General features: G+C 55.1%; 8 protein-coding genes and 2 pseudogenes. 3 read left to right on the top strand and 7 right to left on the bottom strand.

What is annotated here, in order from left to right:
- Positions 1-86 precede the first annotated feature (86 nt).
- The 3 genes and pseudogenes from MO767_RS26540 to MO767_RS26550 all read right to left on the bottom strand — a co-directional run.
- Positions 87-776 (bottom strand): annotated as a pseudogene (locus MO767_RS26540) (tyrosine-type recombinase/integrase); the annotation flags it as partial.
- 90 nt (positions 777-866) lie between these two features.
- Positions 867-1,001 (bottom strand): annotated as a pseudogene (locus tag MO767_RS26545) (methyl-accepting chemotaxis protein); the annotation flags it as partial.
- A gap of 331 nt (positions 1,002-1,332) precedes the next feature.
- Positions 1,333-2,238: a LysR family transcriptional regulator gene (locus MO767_RS26550; protein WP_140678275.1), complete on the bottom strand. Its 906-nt coding sequence runs from the start codon at positions 2,236-2,238 to the stop codon at positions 1,333-1,335.
- A 97-nt stretch (positions 2,239-2,335) separates the two neighbouring features.
- Here MO767_RS26550 and MO767_RS26555 point away from each other — a divergent pair, with 97 nt between their 5' ends.
- The 3 genes from MO767_RS26555 to MO767_RS26565 all read left to right on the top strand — a co-directional run bounded on the left by MO767_RS26555 (position 2,336) and on the right by MO767_RS26565 (position 6,259).
- Positions 2,336-3,121 carry an SDR family NAD(P)-dependent oxidoreductase gene (locus MO767_RS26555; RefSeq protein WP_282482956.1) on the top strand — a complete coding sequence of 262 codons (786 nt, stop codon included), beginning with the start codon at positions 2,336-2,338 and terminating at the stop codon, positions 3,119-3,121.
- 299 nt (positions 3,122-3,420) lie between these two features.
- Complete coding sequence (locus MO767_RS26560; RefSeq protein WP_282482957.1) at positions 3,421-4,821, top strand: aspartate aminotransferase family protein; 1,401 nt, start codon at positions 3,421-3,423, stop codon at positions 4,819-4,821.
- Positions 4,822-4,891: 70 nt separating this feature from the next.
- Complete coding sequence (locus MO767_RS26565; RefSeq protein WP_282482958.1) at positions 4,892-6,259, top strand: glutamine synthetase family protein; 1,368 nt, start codon at positions 4,892-4,894, stop codon at positions 6,257-6,259.
- A gap of 304 nt (positions 6,260-6,563) precedes the next feature.
- Here the strand turns inward: MO767_RS26565 and MO767_RS26570 are convergent, their stop codons facing one another.
- The 4 genes from MO767_RS26570 to MO767_RS26585 form a co-directional block, all read right to left on the bottom strand.
- Complete coding sequence (locus MO767_RS26570) at positions 6,564-7,262, bottom strand: outer membrane beta-barrel protein (RefSeq protein ID WP_282482959.1); 699 nt, start codon at positions 7,260-7,262, stop codon at positions 6,564-6,566.
- Positions 7,263-7,349: 87 nt separating this feature from the next.
- Positions 7,350-7,823: an SRPBCC family protein gene (locus tag MO767_RS26575; protein ID WP_282482960.1), complete on the bottom strand. Its 474-nt coding sequence runs from the start codon at positions 7,821-7,823 to the stop codon at positions 7,350-7,352.
- Between the two features lie 60 nt (positions 7,824-7,883).
- The gene (locus tag MO767_RS26580) at positions 7,884-11,300 is read right to left on the bottom strand and encodes a beta-ketoacyl synthase N-terminal-like domain-containing protein (RefSeq protein WP_282482961.1); all 3,417 of its coding nucleotides are present in this window, start codon (positions 11,298-11,300) and stop codon (positions 7,884-7,886) included.
- 75 nt (positions 11,301-11,375) lie between these two features.
- Positions 11,376-12,461, bottom strand: coding sequence for an acyl carrier protein (locus tag MO767_RS26585; protein ID WP_282482962.1), 1,086 nt, complete (start codon positions 12,459-12,461; stop codon positions 11,376-11,378).
- Positions 12,462-12,498: the final 37 nt, after the last annotated feature.

Below are 12,498 nucleotides of genomic sequence, written 5' to 3' on the forward strand. Positions count from 1 at the left end.
AAGGGCTTGCGTGACATACATCACGCAAGCCCTTATTTATTTGCTCCGCAAAAACCAATCTCTGCTCCGCAATTCGTTACCGTTGGTCATTTCGTAGGCGTGACTTTCATGCCTTTGGGCATTCGAATGTACTGCTCTGTCATACCGACGGTGGTATGCCCAAGTTGATCGCGGGCTGCTCTTATATTGCCTGTCGACTCCTCCTTGTCTGTCGCTGCCTTCGCCCGTAAATCGCGCATCTGAAAGTCAGCTTTCGGAATGCCAGCGGCTTCCTGCGCATCATCAAATCTTTTTCTGAGCATGCTTGTCGTAATCGGCTGCCCGTTCTCCATCACCACAAGGCGAGTGGATCGGATCTAGTAGCCAGCCTTGCGAGCCATCATTCGGTCAATCACAACTTTCAATTCACCGACTATCTCAATGCGCCGTTTCACGCCGGTTTTCCCTTACCGAACCGAAAGCTGCCCATCGCGAATATCCCGCTCGTCCATCTTTAAAGTATCGGCAACCCTTTGTGCTGTGAGATAGAAAAAATCCAGGGCATCTTTCGGCGGTTGCTCTGCGTGCTGATAGACCTTTAATAGAAGGTCATCCTCGACATAAACGTCCCGCCCTGTTTCTTTGTTTCCTTTTATCCCTGAACAAGGGTTTGCCAGCGCGGTGTAACCGCTCTGGCGCGCGAAATTCCAGATTGAGCTGATGAGTGCCTTTTCACGATTTGCCCGGACAGGGGCGGTTTTTGAGCGGTACCGCAGGTACTGCCTGACATTCTGAGGTGTTGGCGCCGATGCCGAATACACCCACTCATCGAACGCGCCAACTCATGCCAAGATCGCCGCATCCAGACTTGGTCGACAGACGCTGCGCGCGCGGGCTGCTTCAATCGCGGCGTTCAATGTCAGCCGGTTAGTTTGATCGGCAATATTGCGAATCATCTCAATAACTTCGTCGATTTGCTGGATGTGCTGGGCAAGCGCCGAAATTTTTTTGGGCGCTACTTGTGCGCTCGAGGAGCGTATCTGGCAAGGCGCCTGATGGAACGGGCAGCGCTAGATGGCTATCAGTTTCGATATGGACAGCGTCAGCCTGACCAAGTGTATGGTCCCCGAAGGCATGGGTCATTCCATTCTTGCTAACTGAATTTTGCCGAGGAAACCATTGAACCAGTTCACTCACTCGCTTAGTTCGATTTACTTGAGGTGATTCAGGCGCTGTTGCAGATTGTCGCAGCTACCGCCGGCCTTCAGTATCTGGTCGATTTTGTTGATGGGGCGCGTCACGCCAGAGGAAGCAGTTGGGGGCCACTAAGAATGCCCCGTAATTTTTGACTCCTCAAACACGACGAGGCTCGCCCTGGACAATTTCGCGCATCAGACTCAGGTAACGACTCGCTCCCAGCCCCAGAGGTCGGTTCTTTACCCAGATGATATCGACCCATAACCGCATCTGACTCGGCATGTTGTCAAACACCACCTCCGTCAATGCGCCCGAAGTAATTAGAGGTTGTACCAGTGGTTGTGGAAGATAAGCCCAGCCCAATCCTTGCTGCACCAGATCCAGCGTTGCCATATAACTGTCGCTGAGCCAAATCCGCCGCGACAGCACAACACGTGGGTCAGAGTCTGTAGGTCCTCCAGTAGCTACTATGATCTGTCGAATGTTCACCAGTTGCTCTTCACCTAAAGGGCTTTTCTTGCCGGCGGCCGCAGGATGATCTGGAGATGCAACTGCTACTAACAACTGGCTTCCCGCTTCAAGAAACGTCTCCCGCTCGTCAAGCCCTGGTCGTTCAAATCCAAGTGCCAATTGCACACGCCCTTCATGGAGCATGCGAATTGCCTCCGGATGGGAAGCGGAGCGAATCTCGATTTCAAGCGTAGGAAACTCTCTGGCGATAATTGACAGCGGGCGATTCCATACGCCGGTTTGCAGCTCCGGCGCCATCGCAAGGGTCAAGCGCCCCTCCAACCCCTGATGAAGCTGGAGGGCATGCGCGTCCAGCAGGTTTAACTGGCTCGCGACCTGTCTTGCTTGGGGCTCAAGTGCTTTGGCGGCTGCTGTAGGAATGGCTTTGCGGGTTGATCGGTCAAAAAGCAAGAGATCCAACTCTGCTTCAAGCTGTGACACAGCCATGTTGATAGCGGAGGGAACCCGGCCTAATTTTCGTGCGGCGGCGGAAAAGGAGCCGCTGTCCACGACCGAGAGGAAAACTTTAAGTGACTCGCTGGTAAACGCCATTATGGTTGTCAAATTTTCTGATAATGATCGTCTTTATTTATCAGATTTATTAGCCTAATTTCTACTCCTATTACAAATTAAATACGTGGGGAACACCATGTTGGGTACGGAATTGAGGGGGCATGTGGCACTTGTCAGTGGTGCCGGAAGTGAAGCAGGTATTGGTATGGCGATCGCTCGCAGGCTAGGTGCATCTGGGGCGAAGTTAATCGTCACTGCCAGCAGCAAGCGCATCGTGGATCGGGTTTCAGAGCTACGCGTCGAGGGGTTTGAAGTTGAAGGCCGGCCAGTTGATCTCACCGATGAAAGTCAGGTGCATGAATTCAGCATATGGGCAGAGTCAGTCTGGGGGCGGGTCGATATTCTGGTGAATAATGCCGGAATGGCCATGCAAGGAAGCCCTGAGCTTTTCTCGGAATTGGCAGCTATGGAGTTGCATGAGTGGAATCTTTCACTGGCAAGAAATTTAACGACAGCTTTTCTTCTAACTCGAGCCGTTCTGCCCGGCATGAGGGCGCGAAATTACGGGCGCATTGTCAATATCAGTTCCACCACAGGCACCCGGTGCAGTAATCCAGGCGAAGCAGCTTATAGCGCCGCTAAGGCCGCGATGGTTGGCATGAGCATGGGCCTCGCACTTGAAGTCGCTAAGCAGGGGGTCACTGTAAACAGTGTTGCTCCCGGCTGGATCACGACGGGATCAACCTCACTCGCTGAAGCAGAGGCGGGGCGTTTCACCCCAATAGGGCGGGCGGGCAGTCCCCGCGAAGTGGCTGCGGCGGTTGCATTCCTGGCGTCTCCTGAATCCAGTTACATCACGGGTGAAGTCATCGTGGTGGATGGCGGTAACTGTTTGGTCGAGAACAAAACCCCTCAAGCCTGAGGTCAGGACACGGCCGGTTTATTCTCTTTTGGCCGAAAGTAAAACAGAGAAATTGATCTACTCAAACTGGCTATTAACTTTGAATGCTTTCTAGTGCGATCAACGAATGATCCTGGGTGGGGTGGCGGCTATCGCCGCGATATATAAAAGCGCGATATATCAAAGAGCAGGTAAGTTCACTGAGCAGCATTCATACGTCATTCCGGAAGTGATAGGGGAGTGAGTACGGCGATGGATTGTTTCCTATCTGAGCGGCAACGACTTTTAATTACTTTGATAATTAACATAGGGTTTTGATCATGTCGAAAAGTGGAATTAGTGAATCAGCGATTGCTGCGTTTACCGCATCCGAGCGTGCCCGATTCATTGAAAACAACCCAACGTCAATGGCGCTGGCCAAGCGTGCTAAGGCTAATCTGTTCAATGGTGTTCCCATGCACTGGATGAGCGATTGGTCGATGCCTTCACCGCTCTTCGTCCAGCGAGCCAAAGGTGCGCGCTTCCAAGATGTTGACGATCATGAGTACGTTGATTTTTGCTTGGGCGATACAGGCACTATGTTTGGCCATTCGCCGGACCCTATTGCCCGCGCCATCGCAGAGCAAGCGAATAACGGCTTAACGACGATGCTTCCTGGCGAAGATGCGGTGGTCTGCGGAGAGTTGCTGGCTCAGCGATTTGGGCTGCCTTATTGGCAGGTCACCGCCAATGCTACTGACGCCAATCGTTATGTGCTGCGCTGGGCGCGAGCTATCACCAAACGCAATGTGTTGCTGGTGTTCGACGGCTGTTATCACGGCACGGTGGATGACGTGATGGTACGGTGCCGCGAGGGCAAAACAGTGCACCGTTCAGGTCTTGTGGGTCAAGCCTACGACTTGACCCAATACAGTCGATCTATCCCCTTCAACGATGTCGCCGCACTCGAGGCTGCTTTAGCCCAGGACGATGTGTGCGCGCTGATGTGCGAGCCGGCGATGACGAACATAGGCATGGTCCTGCCCGATCCAGGATTCATGCAAAAGTGTCGAGAGTTGACCCTTAAATATGGCAGCCTACTGGTCATTGATGAGACCCATACTATTTCTACCGGCATCGGTGGATGCACTCGCCAATGGGATTTGAAACCTGACTTTTTTGTGGTGGGTAAACCCATAGCAGGTGGCGTGCCCTGCGCTGTCTTTGGCGTGACCGAGCAAGTTGCGTTGGCAATGCACGACGCGCAGAAGACCGTTAGCGAAGAGTGCGGGGGGCATGGCCACAGTGGTATGGGAACGACGCTGTCCGCCAACGCGCTGGCGATGCGTTGCATGCGAGCCAATCTCGAAGAGGTTATGACAGAGTCTGCCTACGAGAACATGTTGCATTTCGCATCAGGATTGGCAAAGGGATTTCGATACTTGTTTAAGCAGCACCAACTAAATTGGTCGGTAACAGAGTTGGGGGCGCGGTGTGAGTTTCAATTCTGTGCCACCCCGCCAAGAACAGGCGCACAAGCCGAGGCGGCTTTTCATGACAGCCTTCAAATGGCTCTGCACCTGTATCTAATCAATCGCGGAATCCTGATCACGCCTTTTCACAACATGACGCTGTGCTGTCCACAGACAAGTTCATCGGATATCGACAGGTTGCTCGTTGAGTTGGATAACGCGCTAACCACGCTGCTTGCCATACCTGGGGCTCGGCTCATACCTAAATAGTTGGTCAACTGAAGACTCCACCTTTCTCAAATATTGCCAAGGCGCTTCAATGAGTGCTAAGAGGATTGATATGAAATTTGCTGATAAAAAAGAGGCCGAAGATTATCTGGCCGCCCATCCTGAAGTTCTGAGCATCGAGTTGTTCCTTATCGATGCTTGCGGCGTTCCTCGGGGCAAACTATTGCATCGCAACGAACTACTGGCGATCTACGAAAATGGTCGGCCGCTGCCAAGTTCCATTCTCGCCTTGACCGTGCAGGGTGAAGACGTCGACGAGACGGGCTTGGTCTGGGATGTCGCTGACGCCGACTGCTGGACCTACCCTTTACCGGGAAGCCTGACCCTGCAACCTTGGCGCACCAATCCCACCGGCCAAGTGCAGGTGAGCATGCACCCGACCCAAGGTATTCCGGCCGCACCGGCCGACCCACGCCATGTACTGGTGCACACCATCGAGCGGCTGAAAGCCGATGGATTCCATCCGGTAATGGCCGTTGAATTAGAGTTTTACCTGCTGGACCAGCAATGCGACGTCAACGGGCGACCGCAGCCGGCATTGCAGACCAATGGGGTACGCCCTGTTGCTCCGCAGGTCTATGGCGTATACGAACTGGAGCAGCTTCAACCGTTTCTTGATGACCTCTACGCGGCTTGCGCCCTACAGGGGTTGCCCGTGCGTACGGCGATATCCGAGTATGCTCCAGGCCAGGTCGAGTTGACTCTAGAGCATCGTTTCGACGCACTCCAGGCCATTGATGAAGGCGTACGTTACAAACGCTTGGTCAAAGGTGTGGCCAACAAACATGGGCTACAAGCGTGCTTCATGGCCAAGCCATTCAGCGATCAGGCCGGCAGCGGTATGCATTTGCACGTCAGTCTGGCCGACGAGGAGGGTAACAACCTGTATGCGAGCGAAGACCCACAGGGCACGCCGCTGTTGCGTCACTCAATTGGAGGGATGATGGCGACCTTGTTTGACTCGCTGGCGATATTTTGCCCCCATGCCAATTCATATCGCCGGTTCCAGACCGGTAGTTACGCGCCACTGGCCAAAAGTTGGGGAGTAAACAATCGTACCGTATCGTTCCGCGTGCCCGGCGGCCCCGCGATAAGTCGGCACATCGAACACCGCATTTGCGGTGCCGATGCCAACCCGTATCTCGCCGCCGCCGCAGTACTTGCGGGCATTCACCACGGCATCACTCATCTAAGCGATCCTGGCGCGGCGATTGAAGGCAATGGCTATGAGCAGGCGACCGATTTTCTACCCACAGACTGGCTTACAGCGCTGCAGGCACTGCAACGTTCAACCTGGGCACGTGAGGCGCTGGGAGCCGAATTCCTAAAGGTGTTTCTGGCGATCAAGTGGCGCGAGTTCCGTAAATTCAATGCTGAAGTCGGGGAGCAGGACTGGCGCTGGTACCTCACTCATGCATGAGTGTTGGTCCGTCAGCGTGACTTCAAGATGGATCGCTGACGGCAACGACTCAGGCGGCTTAAAGCTGGGTTATCGTTGGTACATTGGTGATGGCGATTGCCAGTGCCTTGATTGTCCCTGCCATCGTATTGATGATTGCTTCAAGTGTTTGCGCTTGGACAGAGCCCATCCTCTCGTAAATGATGGGTAGTGCAGCGATTTCTTTGGCTGAATACGTCCGTTGCACAGGCTCAGATACTGGCGCTTTTCACCGGCTTGTCGTAGCGACGCGTTGCCAGTTTAAGGCGCCGATCTGTTTAACCGCTTAGAACCAATAATGCAGGCCGAGCATTAATGACTGGGCGCTGTAGTCAGTGCGCACATCGCCTTGGGGCAGGCCCTGAATATCACCGAAGTGCGCATCGCGAGTCTTGAGGTATCGATAATCCAGGGACGTGGACCATTGATCGGTGAGCTCGAAACTTACCCCGGCTCCGAGTTGATAGGCCGATACGTTGTCGCGATGAGTATTGCCGAAGTCGACGCCGCCGGCTTCCAGGCCACTGATTGACACGGTGCTGTAGCCCAGGCCGCCGCCAATGTAGGGAGTGAACCGACTGAAGGGCGCCGGGAGATTCAGGAAGTCATACCAGAGGTTGGCCATCAGGCTGGTGACTTCCTCTTTGCCTTTGCCCGGGATGCTTCCGCCGCCTTCGTAGACCCGGTTATTGAACTGGGTCAGGGTGTTTTTGCGGTAACTGAGTTCCACTTCAGGTCTGAGCCCGACGGGGAATCGCCAGCCCAATGCCAGTCCAGTGGCGTAGCCGGAGAATAACGGGTGGTTAAACTGCATCTCGACAAAATCGAGGTTGTTCTGGTTAAGGTCCTGCGGGGCAACCCAGTTCAGGCCGCCCATGACACTGATGTAGGGGCCGAGCGTGTCGGCGGAGCTGGACGCAGGGCTGATAAAGCCCAGGCCAATGACGCCCATCACGAGATACTGAGTGCTTTTTAGTAGGTTCATGCTCGGTCCGAAGTGTGCCGTTATCGATAGGTAAGCGAAGCGTGCTCAGGCGCGAGCGTCCAACACGCCCGTTCCTGGGATGTTTCATTAGTGCTGCAAATGCGTGCCAGGCTTGTCGAGCACGAGGTTGTTCATCGCGTTCGCCCGTTGTTCCGCCAGAGTGCGCAGGTTGTCCAGTGCGGTGGTCATTGCTGCCGTCAGCATTTTTCGTAACAGCCCGCGGTATAGAAAACTGAAGGGGCCGGAGATCTTCGCGCTGTGGGTGACCTGGGTTTCATGCGGGGAAAGTCTATGCATCCGGTGATCGAACTCGAGGTCGATCCAAAGCAGTCTTGCCGTGTTCCGATAGCTTTCATGCAGCCTCACCGCTTCCAGTTTCAGTGGCATGCTCAGGCCATTCTTGAGGACACACTTGCCCCGCGTTCCGGGCTGGAACGGGCCATCGAGTTCACAATGGCTGACGTCGGTATCCCATAACGGCGCTTCTGAGAAGTTGCTCCAGATCTCCCAGATTTCAGAAGGCGTCGATTTGACTCGGACTTGCACATTTACATCGTTCACGGCGACACCTTTGTTGTGTGGGGCGCTGTCATGCTGGAGTTTTGAGATCAACTCAATGCCTCACGCAGCAGGCGCGGATTGACTCAGCACTTGAGCGGTAATACTGGCTTGACCGATTTTTTCACCCCGGTTGAACAGGTCGATGTAGATCCGGTTCGTTTTGAAGGGCTGATCCTGCGCGTCAAAACCGGCTTGCGGTGCCAACGACAGCGGGCTGTTCCTGGGGATTGGCCGATCGAGAGTGAAACTCAAGGCCAGCAGGTTCATCGGGGTATTGAGTGGGATTCGTAGATGGCTGTGGGCAATCTGCATGTAGCACTGACGGGAAACTTCGAGGAAATAGACCATCGAATAGTGCTCTGGGTCGCCCTCCTGGAAGATGTGCTCATCCGGCAGTTTGAGCGTGTCTACGCTCAAACCCTGGGCGATACCGCTTATGTCACTGACGATGATGTTTTCTTCTCTGGCCTTGTGCAGCAAAGCCTTGTCGCGGCAGCGAACAGCCGTGAACTCGGCGGCGGGCGATGTCTCGAACGCCGAGTTGTAAGCCATGCCAAGGATGCATGTGCACATCAACTTTCCGGCCTGCATGACCTTGGCATTGAAGACCTGAGGGTCTTTGCCTTGTTCCAGATGAAGATCAATCGCACCCTGCTTCTGTACGTATTGCTGGAACTTGATACTCAGGTTTTTGACATAGGCCACTCGGCCGCTCAATGGGGGCATGGCGAGTTCAATCAGTTGCAACACGCCTTCGAGCAATAAAATGCCGGGGATGTGATCAAGAGGATGGTCGAAGAAGTAAGGGTGCGCTTCATTCACCACGAGCTGGGCGTGCAGTGACTGAGGGCCACGCTGGACGTTGGCGATCACGATATTCTCCGGGCGACGTTGCCAGTGCACGGGGCGCTGGGCTTCAGAGCCACGGTGCAGTGCGAAAAGGCCCTCCATGGCGCGAGTTCTGACACGTAGCCCTGAGAGCAGGGTGCTGGTTAGCAACTCGCTGAGTTCCAGCACGTCGACGCCGTCGTGTCGCGGCTCCCTGACCAGGCTGACAGGGCGTGCAGGCGAGATGACCTTCTGCAATTGCTGGGGCGCCGAGTGAGCGAAACGCAACGTGAAGGGATGCTTGACGGCAGCGGTGGGTTCGGCTGCGGTCGGGCGCCACTCCCGAAGTTTTTCAGTAAATAACCACATCACTGCCTTGCCGGCCTCGCGCACCTCGATCACCGTGTGAGCCGAGGCACCCAGCAGCACCGCCAACAGGGTTTCGATGCCACTGGCTTCAGCCAGGAAACCGGTCATTTCTTGCAGTGAGCTGCTTGCATGAGTTGCATCAGGCTGCAGCTCGCAGACTTCAATGTTCTGGTATTGACTCCGCGCTTTGCCCAGCAGTTGGCAAGCCTCTTCCAGCGAGTTCGCGGCATGGGCCAAGACTGCCGCGTGGATCACCAGTAAAGGCTTGTCGCTGGAGCTTGGTAGGTAGGGGCGCAGAGCAATCACCCCCAACCCTTCGCCTTGCAGTGTCGCTGAGTGCCGGGCGCGTTCGATCTCTATTTCGCCACTGATAAAACGCCCTGCACCGAGCAAGAGCGTCGTCACGCCTTCCTTGAACCATTGCTGCGATGCCAGCAAGGTTTGCCAGAACAAGCCCGGGGTGCCGACCAGTGTTTGATGGAAACCTTTGAAGTCAAAAATTTTCGCCGGGTAGCCGGACAACATGTTCGGCAACATGGTTGCCACGTCCGTCACCTCCACACCCGGTGGTCTGCCTTGAGCCTGGGAGTAGAACGTGTGGGCGCCGCTATACGCATTGCTGAAGCGCTCCCCACCCATGTTGCAGCACATGACCATCGCGGTGCCGGGTGAGCCGGCCACACCCGGCAGGCATTGCAGTAAATGATTGATGCGATCGGTGATCAACAGCTTGAACGGGTCGACATGGGCCAGATGTTTGGGGCCCATGCCGAAACCGTCGATATCAATGACGCGATCCTGTGCCAGGAATTTTCCCAGTAAAGGCTGGCCCGCAATGGCGGCGCAATCAATGAAGCGCCCATAAGGGAAACTGACTGACGGTGCTGCTGGCTGATCGAGTTGTTGCTTGAGAGCCTGCAACGAGAAATGACTGCCGATCGCCGCTTCAGCCTCGACAATGGCAAGGTCCAGCATCAGCACGCCGGGGGCGACCCGGGGGACGGGAGGGCGGTTGTCGGGAATGTACTCATCCACCACCAGATGCGCATTGGCGCCGCCAAAACCAAAGCTGGATATGCCTACCCGGATCGCCGACTGACGATCAGCGAGGGGCTGTACCTGCTCTGTGGCTAACTGCAGGCAGGTCTCATCGACTTTTGCGCTAGGGCGGTAGTCGGGCTGAGGTGGAATACCTTTGTGACGCAATATCATCAGCGCCTTGGCGAGCGAAGCACCTCCGGCGGCAGCCAATGGGTGACCAATGACGGATTTGATCGAACCGATCATTATCTTTTTGCCATCTGTGCGATGAGGGGCGAAGAAGCTGTTCAACGAGTCCAGCTCTGTCGCATCACCCAGCGGTGTACCGGTGCCATGGGTCTCGATGTAGTCCACGTCGTTGGGGTCAAGACCGACATAGGCACGCTGGTAAGCCGTGCACTGAGCCTGTTTGCCAGGCGCAAACACTGAGCCTTCGGCGCCGTCGGCCGAAAGTCCCAATGCCCGCAAAACACCCAAGGGACGGCGCTTCGCAATCAGGGCCTGCGATACAGGCTCGACCAGAAAGGCGACCGCACATTCGCCCGGCACAATGCCGTCAGCGTCCTGGCCGAACGCCTGCATTTGGGCTCGGGAGGAAAAGGCGGTCAACTGCGAGAACCCCAGAAACAGCGCCGGTGGCAATACGGTGTTCAGTGCCATCACAATCGCGTTATCCGCCTGTCCGCTGTTGACCAGCGCTTGAGCCATATCGATTGCGTAGGGGAACGAACTGCAGGCGGTGTCTACTGATAACGCAGGGCCACCCAAGGCAAAAGCCGCCGCCAGTTCAGCAACTTGTTCACCCGGCGTATAACCCCGTGGTGCATCGGCTGTACCGCAGACGCCGGTGACGAAGTAACTCTCATCACTCCAGGACGTCGCGACCACCAACGCAGTGCGCTCCTTGATCAATACCGAGCCTTGTGCGGCAAGCTGGGTGAGGAGTGTCTGGAGTACTTTCTTGCCGATGGCGACTTGTCGTCCTTCATGGCGTGAAGGGGTCGATGCGTCATCGGCCAGGCAAAAAGCACTGTCCAGATAAGTACGATCCTTTTCCCCTTTCTTTGCTGAATAGATTGACGCCTTATCCAGCTCCCAGCGTGTCAGCATCGAATGGATGGGCGCTACCTGCCCCTGCGAGAGCAAGTGCCAAAGCGCATCCGTTGAGGGTGCCCCGGGAAACTCCCCAGCCATTGCACTGAAGCAAAAATCGCCCTCTGTCGTTACCGCGCCACTCATACCCGTTCTCCTGGTTGTCAAAATGCTGGGTGATCTTTGCGATCACCCGGATTCCATTCCATTTTTTGTAGTGGCTCAGCCCAGTCTTGCCAGCAACGACATGGCGTCTTGCGGCGTACGACGCGACATCAGCGCCTCACCGGCAAATTCGCTGACAGGGCACTGTTGCGCCATTGATTGGCAGAGTGTTTCTCGGGCAAAACCGCTGAGCCCCAACTGTGCGAAAGGCGTCTCGATGTCGATCGAATTTGTGGCATCGGGGATCAGGGGGGACAGGGCGTTTAAAAGCAGATTGCTTATCTGCTCTTGGGGGGCTGTTGTGCTTGTTGGTTGCGTTTCGCAGGGCGTTACTGAGGTCGATTCTGGGGTGGCCAGAGCGACTTTAATCAGTGCGATTGTTTCCTGTGGAAACTTAGCGTTGACCAACTCAGTGCTGTTGGCCTTGAGTTGCGGCCACAAAGCGACGATCGCTTCCTGGAAGTCCAGTTGCACCAGGGAGTCCAGGCCCAGGCTTTCATAGCTTTGTTTCTGGTCGATCTGGTCAACCGTAAAACCGGTAATATTCGCCAGTTGTTCAAGTACCCATGCTTCGATATTCACGGCAGGCGCCTGCGGATTGGCTTCAAGCCGTGCCAGCAAGACGGTAGGCGAGGGCGCATCAAAGAGCGACGAAGTGAGTTCTTTCTTTTCCGGGAAGTGCTGAGCCAGGGATTCGAAAATATCGACCAGCCCCAGGGAGTCGATGCCCAGACTTTCGAAACTTTGATCGAAGTCGATTTGTTCCTTTTTGAATCCAGTGACCGAACTTATTTCGGCGCGCAACCATTGCCCGTAGCTGAGCGCAGGCGGTTGTTCCGCAACGGGTGCCGATGCCAGCACTACCGGGTTCGAGTGTACGGGCTCCAGGACGGGCAGGCTTCTATTGACAGGAGCTTCAACCCCATGGGCATAAACGCCTTCCAGGACTTGTTGATGAGCGTTGAAGTAATGCGCAGTGACAGTTTCGGCCTGCTCCAACACACGCATCAATATTGATTCTTTTTCGATATTGGAATCGCAAAGTGAATCAATGATTTTTTCTGAAAGAGAGAAATAGCTATGAGCTATTTTTCCATTGGACACGATGAATTCCTGCACAACATCGTTGAGTTGGGCGCGCATGAGGTTCTCCTAACCAAAGTCGGTATATGTTTTCTAT

The organism is Pseudomonas sp. UYIF39, from assembly GCF_029963765.1.
Lineage (GTDB): Bacteria > Pseudomonadota > Gammaproteobacteria > Pseudomonadales > Pseudomonadaceae > Aquipseudomonas.

What these genes read in the sequence shown, in the direction of transcription:
- MO767_RS26550 (WP_140678275.1), bottom strand. Translation starts at nt 2,238, where the DNA reads ATGGCGTTTACCAGCGAGTCACTTAAAGTTTTCCTCTCGGTCGTGGAC.
- MO767_RS26555 (WP_282482956.1), top strand. Translation starts at nt 2,336, where the DNA reads ATGTTGGGTACGGAATTGAGGGGGCATGTGGCACTTGTCAGTGGTGCC.
- MO767_RS26560 (WP_282482957.1), top strand. Translation starts at nt 3,421, where the DNA reads ATGTCGAAAAGTGGAATTAGTGAATCAGCGATTGCTGCGTTTACCGCA.
- MO767_RS26565 (WP_282482958.1), top strand. Translation starts at nt 4,892, where the DNA reads ATGAAATTTGCTGATAAAAAAGAGGCCGAAGATTATCTGGCCGCCCAT.
- MO767_RS26570 (WP_282482959.1), bottom strand. Translation starts at nt 7,262, where the DNA reads ATGAACCTACTAAAAAGCACTCAGTATCTCGTGATGGGCGTCATTGGC.
- MO767_RS26580 (WP_282482961.1), bottom strand. Translation starts at nt 11,300, where the DNA reads ATGAGTGGCGCGGTAACGACAGAGGGCGATTTTTGCTTCAGTGCAATG.
- MO767_RS26585 (WP_282482962.1), bottom strand. Translation starts at nt 12,461, where the DNA reads ATGCGCGCCCAACTCAACGATGTTGTGCAGGAATTCATCGTGTCCAAT.